We start from the raw sequence: 15,311 nt of genomic DNA on the forward strand, positions 1-15,311 counted from the left end.
TTATGCAAACGCACTTTCACTTTGCATCTCAATAAATCGATGATAACGGCTAATCGTATTTAAGGTCGGTCGTTTAAAAATCTGTCGATGAAATTTCCAAATTATAACAACTACTTTGGACTCTCGATATCTAGCATGGTGCTTAATTGATAACTAATTCTAGTGCAATCTTCAAGATTTACACCCAATAGAACTATCAACGGCTACTCGCAACACATGTTGCCTTCTTTATCGAAAAGAGCTCATACCTTATACACCAAATCAATCCTAGCGTTTCTACTGTGGGTGTACGATTATGCATTCTAAGTGTTTTCGTAGCTTATTATCTACTTTTTCTTCAAAAAAATAAAAAGGGCACAAAAGCCCCCATCTAGACAAACAAACCCCTTTATTTAAGGGGTTTACTTAATCTCTAAAATCTCTCTGGTAGCGGGGGTAGGATTTGAACCCACGACCTTCGGGTTATGAGCCCGACGAGCTGCCATACTGCTCCACCCCGCACTGCTATGATAGATTCTATATTATAATAGATAAACCAAAATGACAAGCTCATAAAATTTATCAGCGATTTTCAGCTATAGTATCTTACATAGGCTTCAGATCTTTTTAATAAAAGTAAATACTTAAATTTGTATAAATCTTGGAAGGATAACACCGCGGACAAGAAAAAGGCAGATCAGGGAGCAGTACATTTTTGCGTTCTCCTCCATCACCTATTAGAAAGAAAGAGAAAAAATTTTTAAAAGGCTAGATGTGAAAGAGCATATAACCACCCAGGGAAAATACCCATAAAGAGAACAGCTAGGCCATTAATTAAAATAGCAATTTTTAATTCGAAAGAATATTTTACAGGCTTAAGAGAAACAGGAGAATTTTCGAAGTACATTACTTTCACAACTCGAATGTAATAATATGCACCAACAATGGCAAATAAAACAGCAAGAACTGCAAGCCACACTAAATGCACTTTAATTAGGGCATCAAGAACTCCTATCTTAGCGATAAAACCAACAAAAGGTGGTATACCTACTAAAGAAAATAAAATTAACATCATCATAAAAGCCAATAACGGATTACGGTTGTTTAATCCAGTGAAATCTTTAATATCCTCAGATTCAAAACCCTTTCGACTCATTAAAATAATCATACCAAAACCACCTAAGGCCATAAAACTGTAAGTAATAATATAAAACATAGCGGCTGCATACCCTTCTTTTGTTCCACATAAAATTCCAAGTAACATATAACCCATATGAGCAATCGACGAATAAGCTAACATTCGTTTAATGTTGGATTGCACAATAGCAACAAAATTTCCGATACCCATAGATAAAATTGCGACTACTACGAGCATTTCATGCCATTGTCCCTGCAAGGCCGGCATTGCATTCACCAATAAACGAATAGTCATAGCAAAGGCCGCTATTTTTGGTATCGTAGAAATAAATAGAGTCACTGAGCTTGGCGCACCTTCGTAAACATCAGGAATCCACATATGAAAAGGTGCTACTCCTAATTTAAAAGCAATACCTACTACTATAAATATTAAACTAAAGACCAAAATTAAATTTTGATGGATAGACATTTGACTCACTGCCACTGAAATGTTAGTTAAATCTAAGCTACAGGTCGCGCCAAAAACCATAGATATTCCATAAGTCAGCATTCCAGAAGCAATAGCACCAATAATAAAATACTTCATTCCAGCTTCAACACAGCGAGTTTTTCGACGTTGCATGGCAACCATAGCGTAAGTAGGAAGAGAGGATAATTCTAGTCCTAAAAAGATCATCAATAAATTATGTGAAGAAACTAGGACCATCATTCCTAATAATGATAAAAGACCTAGTACATAGAATTCTGTAGCTGGAATTTTGCGTTCCTGATTATATTCACGTGCATAGAGAAATACAAAAAGGATCAATAGATAAATGAAAAGCTTAGAATAAAATGACAAATGATCTAAAACAAACATGTGATGGAATGTAAAGATCGTCGTTGAAAATTCGCTTACTGGAAAAACACACCATGTTAAACAAAAAACTACTATTACAGTAGTTTGAGCAAGGTAATAGGGAATTTGAGAATATCTTATAAAAAAAGTACCCACTATCAAAATTACTAATGCCATTAATAATACAAATATTTCCGGTAAGGCAGGAATTAAGTTTGGTAAAGTGGATAACATCTTGTTGATTTTTATAACTTCGATTGCAAAGCTTCTTGCAGCAATTGATCAATTGATGTGTGAAATACGTTCAATAAAGCATTTGGATAAATTCCAATCCAAACAATCGCTGCAGTTATTAAAGTGAAAATAACCTTATCAGTTAACACGATATCAGTTAATTGTGCAACCGAAGTGTTGGTAATTGGGCCGTAAAATACGCGTTTATACATCCATAATGTATACACTGCCCCAATAACTAACGTAGAAGCAGCTAAAAAAGTTACCCAAAAACTGGCCTTAAACGCGCTGAGTAAAATCATAAACTCACCTACAAAGCTAGAAGTCCCTGGCAAACCAACATTTGACATTGCGAAAACCATAAAAAATGATGAAAAATAAGGCATAGTTTTAGCAATACCACCAAAATCATTGATATATCTAGAATGGAGCTGCTTATAGAGAAATTCAAATGCCAAAAACATTGCCCCAGCACTAAAAGCGTGAGAAATCATCTGTACCATCGCTCCTTCAAGACTTAAATAAGCATCTTGACGACTGCCTGTACGTACTACGATTATAAATAACATAAATGTACCTAAGGTAACGAATCCCATATGGGCGATAGAAGAGTAGGCAATTAATTTCTTCATATCTGTTTGAGCGATAGCGATAAAACCAATATACACAATAGCAATCAAAGAAAGCCCAATCATTAACCAATCTAAATGACAGCTCGCATCTGGGACAATAGGCAAACTAAATCGTAAAAATCCATATCCTCCTAATTTCAGCATCAATGCAGCTAGCACTACAGATCCACCCACTGGTGCCTCAGTATGCGAATCAGGCAACCAAGTATGAAAAGGCCACATTGGCACTTTAATAGCGAAAGCAATAAAAAAGCCTAAGAAAACTAAAATCTGAATAGCCATTCCCATATGTAGTCGATAATAATCAAGAATGTAAAAACTTCCTGAGTGCATACGCAAATATAATAAGACTACCAATAATGAAGCGGACCCAAAAAAGGTATATAAGAAAAATTTAATAGCCACATAGGAACGGTTTTCCATTCCCCAAATACCTATACTGAGATACATAGGAATCAACATAGCCTCCCAAAAAAAGTAAAAAAGCATTGCATCCAGTGAAGAAAAGACTCCGATCACAGCACCCTGCATTACTAGAAAAGCAGATAAATATTGGCCTATTTTTTTCTTAACCATGGTCCAAGAAGTTAATACAACCAATAAAGTGGTAAAACAGGTAAGTATTACTAGCGGCATTGAAATTCCATCAACGCCTAGGTCATAATTTATTTTGAGAGCTAGAATCCAAGTTAAATGCTCTGTAAATTGCATCTCTGCACTAGCAGTATTAAAACTAAGACACAGTGGAACACAAAGAATCAGAGAAATTAAAGCAATAATCAGCGCCAGTACGCGTGTTTGAGTGGCTTTTTTAGCACTATTAAGCATCGCAACAGGAATAGCTCCCAAGATAGGTAACCAAATAAGCGTACTCAATAAAGGTATATGTTTAAACATCATTTATCTTAAGATAATACCAACCAAATTAGAAAAGCTAACAAACATAAAATCATTACAAAAATATAATGATAAAGGTAACCAGATTGTAATCGACGCATTAATCGTGCTATATGAATTGCATTTCGTCCTACACCGCCTACGATAAAATGGTCTAGTATTTTAAAATCACTTACCCGAAAGAAAAAATTAGCTATTGCTCGCCCGCTCCGGACAAAGACGAGCCAATTAAACGCGTCAAAACCATACTTGGCTACCAAAATTCGATGTAGCCAAGATAATCGTTGTGATAACAATCTTGGAATATGTGGTCGAGCAATCGTCATCATCCAAGCAGAAAAAATGCCTAAAACGGAATCCCAAAATGGAGATGTTGCAACAGAACAATAAGCCATATAAAGAGCATTTTGAAATTCAACCCGCATTACTTGCAAAACATCGTGTGGAGGTAAAACTTCAATACTGGAGCCTAATAAATTAGGCTTATGATAAAGTATCCAATAAATAAGAATTGCTCCTAACGTTAATGAAGGAAAGCTTAAAATCCATTGAGAACCTTTCATGCTCCACAACGTTTCTTTAATAGATTGCAGTTCGGGTGCTATTCGCTCTGAAGTATGGAATATTAAGAAAAATGCACGAAAAATATAATAACCAGTGACGAAGGTACCCAACAGTAAACAGAGATAAGCATACTGAGCTCCGGGAATAGTCGAACAGGAAACTGCTTTAATAATAGCGTCCTTAGAATAAAATCCAGAAAATGGAGGAATAGCTGCTAAAGATAAGGCTCCAATCAGAAATGTTATATAAGTTGTAGGTAAGTATTTTCGAAGGTTTCCCATTTTACGCATATCTTGCTCATGGTGTAGAGCGATAATAACCGATCCAGCAGATAAAAATAATAAAGCTTTAAAGCAAGCATGTACTAATAGATGAAATATTCCTACTGAATAGGCAGAAGCACCATCAGCTGCCATCATATAGCCTAACTGAGACATCGTGGAGAACGCGATAACACGTTTGATATCAAATTCAACAAAAGCTAATAAACCTGTGAGAATCGCTGTAGTAGCTCCAATAACCAAAACTGTGCTTAAAGCTACTTGTGATAATTCAAAAAGAGGTGACATCCGAGCGACTAAAAATACGCCTGCTGTCACCATCGTTGCGGCATGAATTAAGGCTGAAACAGGAGTTGGACCTTCCATTGATTCTGGTAACCATACATGCAAAGGTATTTGAGCAGATTTTCCCATGGCACTAATAAATAATAAAATACAAATCATCGTGAGCACTGACCAATGGAGACTGGGAAAAATACTAATCATTGTCTTTGAAATTCCGGAAGCTTCTGAAAAAACGGTATGATAATCAAGACTTCCAAAATAATTTAAAATAGCAGCAATACCTAAAATCAATCCAAAATCTCCTACTCGATTAATCAAAAAAGCTTTTAAACTACCAGCCGCCGCTGATTCCTTCTCAAACCAAAATCCAATCAATAAATAAGAAACTAATCCCACTCCTTCCCAACCAAAAAATAATTGAAAGAAATTATTGGCCGTCACCAGAATTAACATGGCGAAAGTAAACATCGACATATAAGAAAAAAATCTTTTATAACTAAGATCATCAGCCATGTAACCAATGCTGTATATATGAACTACCCAGGAAATAAAGGTAATAATCAGCATCATAACGGCGGTTAATGAATCTACCATAACACCAAAATTAAAATGAAATTTACCGCTAATTCCCCAAGTATAGATCGTTCCATAGTAATGGTTGCTATTTACAACCACCAATATAAATACCCACACGGTACTTAAAAGCGAAACAGTCATTAAACCAATTGTGGTCCATTGTGTTCTTCTCCGATCAAGGTATTTTCCACCAAATCCAGAAATCAAACATCCTAAAAAAGGTCCTAGCACAGTAATTAAGGTCAGGATCTTAATCATACTTAAATTAACCCTTTAAAATGTTCATGTCATCGACATTAATACTGCCACGACGACGATAAAATAAGACTAAAATTGCTAAACCAATAGTCGACTCAGCTGCCGCTATAGTTAGAATAAAAAATACGAATAGTTCTCCTGATCTTACTTCTAAATATTGAGAAAAAGCGATAAAATTAGTATTAACTGCCAACAACATCAGTTCAATACACATTAATAATAAGATTAAATTTTTACGATTAATAATTATTCCTGCGAAACTCAAGCCAAATAAAATAGCACCAATTGTTAAAAAATAACTTAGAGGAATAGGAATCACTGTTTTTCCATCTTAATCTTTACCACTCGTAAGCGATCTAATTTTTCGACCTTTAATTGTTCAGGAACTCGTTGTACCTTAGCATCAGATCTTCGGCCATGAAACGCCAATGTAATTACCGCAATAATAGCAACAAGCAAGATAACAGCGGCAATTTCAAAAGGATAAAGATAATCAGTATAAAGAAGACTACCTATAGCCTTAATGTTGCTATTATTGTCAGGCACTTGAGGCAATGAAATAATAGAAATTCCAAAGTGGTGTAGATTTACCGTTATAATCATAGTAGCAATTAATAATAACACTGCAGTTACACTAAAAGGTAAAAATTTCACAAATTTTTCTCTCGTTTTAGAGAGGTTAATATCTAACATCATTACAACAAATAAAAATAGGGTCATAATTGCGCTAACATAGATAAAGATTAATACCAAAGCTAAAAATTCAGCTTGCATCATCATCCATAAAATAGCACTGGCGAAAAATGTGAGCACGAGAAAAAAGGCAGCATACACTGAGTTGCGCGATATAATCACCATTACTGTAGCCGTAATCAAGATTGCTGAAAAAATAAAAAATATGATTTCGTATATTGGAAGCATTTGTTTACCTTAATATTTTTTATTCTCTACCAAATCAACACCCTACTCTCTTATCTAGAGAGAAAAATAAAAGAAAAACTTCTTCTCGCCTTCAATAAAGGCGATTGCTACGAGTAAAGGCATATCTCTAATTCCCCCTTCTCAGAAGGAAGAGAAGGCTGGATGATAGAGTCATCTATATTTTCTATCTTTCTCCCGATCCTTTGCAATTTGCTCCTCGTATATATCTCCAATCATTAATAATTTTTCCTTTGTCAGAATATTTTCTCCACGATTCTTAATGCTGTAGTGCATTTCTGACGTTAATACAATGGCATCAACAGGACACGCTTCCTCACAAAAACCACAATTAATACATTTAAATATATCAATGTCATAAACCGTCGCTCGTCTGGATCCGTCTTTTTCACGAGGCGCTGCTTCAATTGTAATGGCTAAAGCGGGGCAGACAGCTTCGCATAATTTGCAAGCAATGCAGCGCTCTTCTCCATTAGGATAACGTCGTAAAGCGAGTATACCCCGAAAACGAAATGAGCTAGGAATTTCTTCATCAGGATAGTGAATAGTAACCTTTTTTTTATAAAAATAACGTAAAGTTAAGGAGAGACTTCTCACAAGTTCCCACAACGTAAAACTTTTAATAATTTGTTTTAAAGATTTCATTAATTAAAACCATGGTGGCACCAATAAAATTCCACTGCCAGTCCTGATACAACTATCCATATTAGTGTTATAGGTATTAAAATTTTCCAACATAAACGCATAATTTGATCATAACGGTATCGTGGAAATGTTGCTCGCATCCAAAAATAAGTAAAAATAAAAAGCGACAATTTAAGTACAAACCAAATTACTCCAGGTACCCAGGCAAAAAGTGTGTCTAAAATTGGTATTTTCTGAAAAGGTGATAACCAACCACCTAAAAAAATAATAGTCGCGATCCCTCCTACTAAAACCATATTTGCATATTCTGCTAAAAAGAAAAGTGCAAAAGTAACTCCAGAATATTCAACATGAAAACCTGCAACAATTTCAGATTCACCTTCCGCTACATCAAAGGGAGCGCGATTTGTTTCTGCTATCGCTGTTATCCAATAAACTAAAAATAATGGCAGTAATGGGATCCAAAACCAATGCCATATTCCCCCAGATTGACGAAGAATAATTCTTTGCAAATTCATAGTTCCTGCTGCAATAAGAACACCGACGAGAGTAAAACCCATCGGAATTTCGTAAGAAATGACTTGAGCCGCTAAACGCAGTGCTCCAAAAAAAGCATATTTAGAATTCGATGCCCAACCAGCAACTAAAATTCCATAAATCCCTAAAGAAGTCATAGAAAATAAGAACAATAGTCCTGCATTCACATTAGCCAACACCCATTCTTTAGCAAATGGAATAGCTGCCCAGGCAGCCAAGGCAGGCACTAACGCCAATATTGGGGCAATAATATACAGATATCGGTTCGAAGCAGTTGGAATAATGATTTCTTTAAAGAGTAACTTAAGTGCATCCGCAATAGGTTGAGCGAATCCTCGAAATCCTATGCGATTTGGCCCCACGCGAGATTGCATGTAACCAATAACTTTTCGTTCGGCAAACGTCAAAAAAGCAACTACAAGCATTAATGGAATTAAGATAATAATAATTTTAATGATAATTAAAATTAAGGCGAGCAATTGGTCTTCCACTATTAACCCCTTTTCAAGGTAATTGCTGTTTCTGCTTGACCAAAACTAGCTGTTTCCCCTAATCCTGATGCTAAAAGTACAGTATTATTTGCTAAGCGATTCTCTATCAGTAGTGGTAAGATAATTCGGCTTTCACCTTGAATTGCTGTAATCAATTCTCCTGCTTTAAACTCTAACTGAGAAGCTGTTTGATTGTTGAGTCCTATAGAAATCATCTGATCGCTTAAAGTTTCTTGTAATGGTTTAGAACGACGAACTAAATTATCTACTCTGACCATTGGCCAAGGTGCCAGACGTGTTAATTTCGAATCCCTTTCTTGAGATTTAAGAGTAGATTCGGAACTTAATGAAAAAGATGAACGTCTCTTTTCTAAATGGATTTTTTGCCTTATATCCCACTCAATTTCCGGAATGGTTTGAGCAATTTCATGGCGCACTTCTTGAATTGTTTTGTAATCAAATCCAGGTAACTCAAAATAATTGCCAAGTACTCTTAATACCTTCCAACCAACTTGTGAGTCTCTTTCCGGTATACTTGCTGCTGAAAAAGATTGAAAGCGACCTTCAACGTTCATGAATCCTCCATCTGATTCGGAAAAAGGTGCTATAGGCAGCATAATATCAGCATAAGTTTCCATTTTTGGATTGGTAAATGTTGTTAAAGAAACAACAAGTTCGGCACTTTTTAACGCATGGATGGCTTCTGCAGGATAAGCACAATCTAATTCAAGCTCCAAATTTAATATAAAATAGGCTCTTAAAGGATATTTCATTAACATTTTTTTCGCATCAAGTCCTATTTCGGTTAAGTGTTTACCTGCAGGTCCTCGATGAGGTATCGCACCAGTTAGCCAAGCACCAGCGCTGTTTGCCCCTTCGGTAAGAAGGCCCAAACTTGCTTCACTCTGCTGTCCAATAAATTGTGCGAGAGCTCGGATAGCGGCAGCATTCTCGTGATGTAACGCATGTTCTCCTAAGAAAATAGCCACTTTTCGGGATGCTTTTAGAATTTCCGCAATCTTTTTTGCCTTTCTTTCAGAGCGAACACCTTTTAAAATTTTAGGCACGATATTGCCTCCTAATACTTTAGCTACCTGAGCTAAGGCGTTTATTAATGTCGTTGGTGAAACAATTAACTTTTCTTCAAGGTCAAAAACAAAAGGGAAGTCCATCGGATTAATAGCTAATATCTTGGCTTCCTCAGAGCAGGCTTTATTAATTCGGTGACTAATCAGAGGTTGTTCAAAACGGATATTAGATCCGATTAACAAAATAGCATTCAACTTTTCAATTTCGGCGATAGGGAGCCCCAAATTAGGGAAAGTCGCAAATTTGTCTTGATCACTAAAATCTTGCCAACGAACTCGATGGTCGATGTTAGAACTACCCAATCCCCGAAACCATTTTTGGAATAAATAAAGTTCTTCAATTGAAGAGTTAGGTGATACTAGTGCGCCCAACTGATTTACGCCATACTTCTTAATAAGAACTTTTGTGCGATCCGTAATAATTTTAAAAGCCTCTTCCCAAGCAACTTCTATCCATCGTCCCTCTTTTTTTATGCGTGGCTGATAAATGCGCGATGGATGATAGAGCCCAAAATGGCTGAAGCGATCGCGATCACTCATCCAAGTTTCGTTTATCATTTCGTTTTCACAGGGAACAGCGCGCATAATTTTACGTTGAGGAGCAGATGCTTTCTGCCGACTGTGTAGAAAAATGTTTCCTCCCACACAATCGTGTGGCGCTATGGAAAAAACCTCGTGAAGTTCCCATCCTCGTTCTCGATACCGTGCGGGTTTATCCGTTAATGCACCTACAGGACAAATATCGATAATATTCCCAGATACTTCTGATTGCATAAAATGCTTGACATAAGTTGATATCACCTCTTTCTCGCCACGATTAATGACTCCAAGCTCAGGAAGGCCAGCAATTTCTTCTCCAAATCGTACGCAACGGGTACATTGAATACAACGAGTCATTTCAGTTTCAATCAATGGGCTAATATTTTCACTAAAAATAGCTCGTTTTGTTTCTTCATAATTGGAATACGATCGACCAAAACCCATCGCTAAATCTTGTAACGCACATTCACCTCCTTGATCACAGACAGGGCAATCTAGCGGATGATTTATTAATAAAAATTCCATTACATAGCGCTGAGCTTCGATAGTTTTTTTAGATTTGGTGAATACCCTCATTCCAGGAGTGACTGGAGTCGCACAGGCAGGGAGTGGCTTTCCAGATTTTTCAATCTCGATCAAACACATTCGACAATTAGCTGCGATAGATAATTTTTTGTGGTAACAGAAATGCGGTATATAAATACCTATTTCATTCGCAGCTTCGATAATGGAGACCCCCTCTTCCACTGTTGTTTTTTTACCGTCTATTTCGAGTTCAACCATACTCTTTGCCGTTTTATAAACTTATTATTCATACCACACATTTCCCATGTTCCACATGATAAGCAAACTCGTCATAAAAATGTTTTAGCATCCCACTAACAGGCCATGCAGATGCCTCTCCAAATGCGCAAATAGTACGACCTTCGATACCCTTAGCTATTTGACTAAGTTGTTTTAAATCTCGCTTCGTTCCTTTGCCTCTTTCAATTTGATGAACTAAACGATAGATCCATCCTGTTCCTTCTCGACAAGGTGTACATTGGCCGCAGGATTCATGCATATAAAATTTGGAAATTCGCTCTAATACTTTCACCATACAGGTAGATTGATTCATTACCATCACACCTCCAGATCCCAGCATAGAGCCTGCCTCCATTATTCCATCAAAACTCATAGTAGTTTTCATTATAATACGGGCTGGCAATATAGGCATTGAACTGCCACCCGGAATAACTGCTTTTAATTCACCACCCTTATGCATGCCTCCTGCTAATTCCAGTAAATCAGTAAAGGGAATTCCTAAGGGAACTTCATAATTTCCTGGTCTTGCAACATGCCCACTTACAGAAAAAATTTTAGTCCCACCATTTTTTGATAGCCCTAAATTGGCGAACCATTTTCCTCCTTTTTCTAAAATCACCGGTACAGAAGCAAAAGTTTCCGTGTTATTAATAACACTAGGGCGTCCGTATAAACCAAAATTAGCCGGAAAAGGTGGTTTAAATCGGGGCCATCCTCGTTTTCCTTCTAAGGAATTCATGAGCGCTGTTTCTTCGCCACAAATATACGCACCAGCACTAAAATGATTGTGAATTTCAATATCAATACCTGAATTCAAAATATTCTTTCCAATCAATCCAGCTCCTCGTGCTTCCAATAACGCCTGTTCACACCGATTGAAAGGTTCCCAAAACTCACCGCGCAAGAAATTATAACCAACCGTTACTCCTAGCGCATAGCAAGCAATTACAATTCCTTCTAATAATTGATGAGGATTAAACCGTAAAATATCACGATCTTTAAACGTGCCAGGCTCACTTTCGTCAGAATTACAGATAACGTATTTTTGTCCTTGAATATCACGCGGAACAAAATTCCATTTTAACCCCGTTGGGAAACCAGCGCCACCGCGACCTCGTAAGAAAGATTCTTTAATTTCATTAATGATTTTTTCAGATGGTATTTTTTCCTTAAGAATTTTGCGTAATACTTTATAGCCCCCAATACTCTCGTATGATTTTAGTGTCCAAGGTTCAGCCAAATGAAGAGTACGATAGCAAACTGCATTAAGAAGCATTTGTTTTCGACTCCTGCTCTAATTTATCAATTATGGCCAACATTTTTTCTGGCGTTAAATTTTCGTAATATTCGTGATCATCAATCTGGCACATAGGTGCTCCCCCACAAGCTGCCATGCATTCCACACTTTTTAGGGTGAATAAGCCATCGGGCGTGGTTTCATTAAAATCAATTCCTGAGTGCTCTTTAATACACGCAACGATTTCGTCGCTTCCGCGTAAAAAACAAGACACATTCTGACAAATTCCAATTTTATGTTTACCAATCGGTTTCAAGTTATACATTTCATAGAAAGTAGCCACTTCATAAACCCATACTCTCGGTAGTTCTAGATAATCCGCTACAGCATGCATCGCTGCTCTGCTTAACCATCCGCCATTTTGTTTTTGTACAAATAACAACGCAGGTACAATAACTGATCTTTTTTGATCACTTGGGTATTTTACTAACCAAAGGTTAATTTCTTTTTCCACCTCTTCACTAATAATAAAGGATAATGAACTAACTTCTTTTTTCATTAGCGATCTATCTCACCGAAAACAATATCAATACTAGAGATAATAGTGACTAAATCAGCAATCATATGTCCACGACACATTTCATTTATTGCAGCCAGATGGGGATAGCTTGCCGCGCGTACTTTAACACGATAGGGTTTATTCGCTCCATCAGAAACAATATAAACTCCAAATTCACCTTTGGGTTGCTCTACAGCTGCGTAAGCTTCGCCTTCGGGAACAATATAACCTTCAGTGAATAATTTAAAATGGTGAATGAGCGCTTCCATATCACGCTTCATTGCTTCACGTTTTGGTGGCACGATTTTATGGTTATCGATCATTATAGGTCCAGGATTCTTACGCAGCCATTCTATGCATTGACGAATAATGCGACTGGATTGTCGCATTTCTTCAACGCGAACTAGATAACGATCATAACAATCGCCTTCACTACCGATAGGAACATCAAAATCTACTTGATTATAAGCCGCATAAGGTTGTTTTTTTCGAAGGTCCCATTTGATACCTGATGCACGTAACATTGGTCCTGTAAAACCTAATTGTAAAGCTCGTTCTGGGGAAATAACTCCAATACCTACAGTGCGTTGTTTCCAAATCCGATTGTCTGTTAATAGTGTTTCATACTCATCTACTAATTTGGGAAATCGCTCGGTAAAATCCCAAATAAAATCTAACAAAGAACCTTCCCGAACTTTATTTAATTTTTTAACTTCTTTTTCACTATGCCAATACGAAGGCTTATATTTTGACATGCTATCAGGTAAATCACGATAAACACCCCCAGGGCGATAATAGGTAGCATGCATTCTCGCACCAGATACAGCCTCATAGCAATCCATTAAATCTTCTCGTTCACGAAAACAGTAAAGAAAGACGGTTACCGCCCCCACATCCAATGCATGAGCGCCTAACCATAATAAATGGTTTAATATGCGTGTAATTTCATCAAATAGTGTACGAATATATTTCGCACGCATAGGTGGCTCAATTCCTAATAATTTTTCAATCGCTAATACATAACCATGTTCATTAGCCATCATTGACACATAATCCAAACGATCCATATAACCAATTGTTTGATTATAGGGTTTACTTTCTGCTAATTTTTCTGTAGCACGATGCAATAAGCCAATATGAGGATCCACGCGTTGGATTACTTCACCATCTACTTCAACAATAAGTCGCAACACACCATGAGCTGCAGGATGTTGCGGCCCGAAATTAAAAGTGAAATTACGAATTTTAGCCATTTATTCGTCCTTTTTATATCGGTTGTCGGAACGAATGACCTTTGGCACTGATACTCGAGGTTGAATACTTACAGGTTCGTAAACACAGCATTGTTGCGCTGCATCATAACGAAGTTCAACCTCTCCAATCAAAGGAAAATCCTTACGGAAAGGATGACCTATAAAACCATAATCGGTTAATAATCGTCGCAAGTCGGGGTGTCCACCAAAAACAATTCCAAATAGATCAAAGGCTTCTCGTTCATACCAATCTGCCGAATTCCATACCTTAATGACGGAGGGTGCCATCGGAGAATCACCATTGACATAAACTTTCAACCGCAAACGGTGGTTATTACGTAATGACAATAAATGATAAACAATAGCAAAGCGTGGTTTGTTCCAAGAAATCGTTTGTTCTTTTATGCTTTTTCTAAAACCGCGACTAAAGCTCGTGTTTGTTGTTTTTTCAGTACTCCATTCGCTAGTACCATATTCTAAATAATCCACACCACAAATATCTAACAATAATTCAAAATGAAAAGGGGGTTCATCTCGCAAAGCCATGCATACCTCTAGAAGAGAGGTAGGAAGTAATTCTATCGTTGGTATATCAAGCTCATCATCCAAGTTTTCTATAAGAGTCGAAAAACGATTTTTAATGGTCTTAGTCAAATTTTTTCTATCAGACATTCTGATCCTTTAAATCTTTTCGATTAAATACATTTTGGTGCCGAACTTTGTTTCGTAACTGAATGATGCCGTAAAATAAAGCTTCTGCTGTGGGCGGACAGCCTGGTACGTATACATCAACTGGTACAATTCGATCACAACCCCGTACTACAGAGTAAGAATAATGATAATATCCTCCTCCATTTGCACAAGAACCCATAGAAATTACCCATCGAGGCTCGGTCATCTGATCATAAACCTTACGTAATGCAGGAGCCATCTTGTTACACAATGTACCGGCCACAATCATTACATCGGATTGACGTGGGCTTGGACGAAACAGACCTGCTCCAAATCGATCTAAATCATAACGAGAAGAAGCACATTGCATCATTTCAATCGCGCAGCACGCGAGACCAAATGTCATAGGCCATAGAGAACTGCTGCGAGCCCATTGGACTAAATCATTAATCGATGCAAGAAGAAAACCTTCTCTGTTTAATAATTGCTTCATTTATTCCCAATCCAAAGCACCATGTTTCCATTCGTAAATAAACCCGACTACTAAAATCGTCAGAAAAACTATCATTGCCCAAAATCCTAACCAACCAATATGCCGTAAAACAACAGCCCATGGAAATAAAAAGGCAGTTTCCAAATCAAAAATAATAAAGAGAATCGCCACTAGATAAAAACGGACATTGAAAGGTAAGCGAGCGTCGTGAAAAACTTCAAAACCACATTCATAAGGAGATAATTTATCTCTATACGGCCGACGAGGGCCTAAGAACCAACCCATTGTCAGAGCTATCATTCCGATAAAAATACCTATACCAATAAATACTAAGATTGAAAAATAATGTGCTAACACGCGCTATTTCCGTTA

Annotated in this window: 14 protein-coding genes and 1 tRNA gene; all 15 read right to left on the bottom strand. The window is 37.1% G+C overall.

All coding sequences use genetic code 11. The features are described 5' to 3' along the window. Positions 1-424: 424 nt before the first annotated feature. Positions 425-501, bottom strand: a tRNA-Met gene (locus ONG85_RS00430). A 238-nt stretch (positions 502-739) separates the two neighbouring features. Continuing rightward, positions 740-2,188: an NADH-quinone oxidoreductase subunit NuoN gene (nuoN, locus tag ONG85_RS00435; protein ID WP_264435624.1), complete on the bottom strand. Its 1,449-nt coding sequence runs from the start codon at positions 2,186-2,188 to the stop codon at positions 740-742. Positions 2,189-2,199: 11 nt separating this feature from the next. Next, positions 2,200-3,720: a complex I subunit 4 family protein gene (locus ONG85_RS00440; RefSeq protein WP_264435625.1), complete on the bottom strand. Its 1,521-nt coding sequence runs from the start codon at positions 3,718-3,720 to the stop codon at positions 2,200-2,202. A 5-nt stretch (positions 3,721-3,725) separates the two neighbouring features. Next, on the bottom strand, positions 3,726-5,681 hold the full coding sequence (nuoL, locus tag ONG85_RS00445) for an NADH-quinone oxidoreductase subunit L (RefSeq protein WP_264435626.1): 1,956 nt from the start codon (positions 5,679-5,681) through the stop codon (positions 3,726-3,728). Between the two features lie 7 nt (positions 5,682-5,688). Continuing rightward, positions 5,689-5,991, bottom strand: coding sequence for an NADH-quinone oxidoreductase subunit NuoK (nuoK, locus tag ONG85_RS00450; RefSeq protein ID WP_264435853.1), 303 nt, complete (start codon positions 5,989-5,991; stop codon positions 5,689-5,691). Between the two features lie 5 nt (positions 5,992-5,996). Beyond that, entirely contained in the window at positions 5,997-6,602 is a 606-nt protein-coding gene (locus tag ONG85_RS00455; RefSeq protein WP_264435627.1) for an NADH-quinone oxidoreductase subunit J, read from the bottom strand. 171 nt (positions 6,603-6,773) lie between these two features. Further along, on the bottom strand, positions 6,774-7,265 hold the full coding sequence (nuoI, locus tag ONG85_RS00460; RefSeq protein ID WP_264435628.1) for an NADH-quinone oxidoreductase subunit NuoI: 492 nt from the start codon (positions 7,263-7,265) through the stop codon (positions 6,774-6,776). After that, on the bottom strand, positions 7,265-8,293 hold the full coding sequence (nuoH, locus tag ONG85_RS00465) for an NADH-quinone oxidoreductase subunit NuoH (RefSeq protein ID WP_264435629.1): 1,029 nt from the start codon (positions 8,291-8,293) through the stop codon (positions 7,265-7,267). Before nuoH ends, nuoI begins: the two co-directional genes overlap by 1 nt. A gap of 2 nt (positions 8,294-8,295) precedes the next feature. Beyond that, positions 8,296-10,704, bottom strand: a complete 2,409-nt coding sequence (gene nuoG / locus ONG85_RS00470; RefSeq protein ID WP_264435630.1) for an NADH-quinone oxidoreductase subunit NuoG — start codon at positions 10,702-10,704, stop codon at positions 8,296-8,298. A gap of 28 nt (positions 10,705-10,732) precedes the next feature. After that, complete coding sequence (gene nuoF / locus ONG85_RS00475; protein WP_264435631.1) at positions 10,733-12,001, bottom strand: NADH-quinone oxidoreductase subunit NuoF; 1,269 nt, start codon at positions 11,999-12,001, stop codon at positions 10,733-10,735. Then, positions 11,991-12,521 (bottom strand): NADH-quinone oxidoreductase subunit NuoE, encoded by a 531-nt coding sequence (gene nuoE, locus ONG85_RS00480; RefSeq protein WP_264435633.1) that lies wholly within the window; start codon positions 12,519-12,521, stop codon positions 11,991-11,993. The genes nuoF and nuoE overlap by 11 nt, the downstream gene beginning before the upstream one ends. Then, entirely contained in the window at positions 12,521-13,774 is a 1,254-nt protein-coding gene (locus ONG85_RS00485) for an NADH-quinone oxidoreductase subunit D (RefSeq protein WP_264435634.1), read from the bottom strand. The genes nuoE and ONG85_RS00485 overlap by 1 nt, the downstream gene beginning before the upstream one ends. Further along, positions 13,775-14,446, bottom strand: coding sequence for an NADH-quinone oxidoreductase subunit C (locus ONG85_RS00490; RefSeq protein ID WP_264435635.1), 672 nt, complete (start codon positions 14,444-14,446; stop codon positions 13,775-13,777). It lies immediately after the preceding gene. After that, on the bottom strand, positions 14,439-14,939 hold the full coding sequence (locus ONG85_RS00495) for a NuoB/complex I 20 kDa subunit family protein (RefSeq protein WP_264435636.1): 501 nt from the start codon (positions 14,937-14,939) through the stop codon (positions 14,439-14,441). Before ONG85_RS00495 ends, ONG85_RS00490 begins: the two co-directional genes overlap by 8 nt. Then, entirely contained in the window at positions 14,940-15,239 is a 300-nt protein-coding gene (gene ndhC / locus ONG85_RS00500) for an NADH-quinone oxidoreductase subunit A (RefSeq protein ID WP_264435854.1), read from the bottom strand. It abuts the gene before it with no gap. Positions 15,240-15,311: the final 72 nt, after the last annotated feature.

Origin of the sequence: Coxiella endosymbiont of Dermacentor marginatus (genome assembly GCF_907164955.1) — a bacterium.
Taxonomy (GTDB): domain Bacteria; phylum Pseudomonadota; class Gammaproteobacteria; order Coxiellales; family Coxiellaceae; genus Coxiella.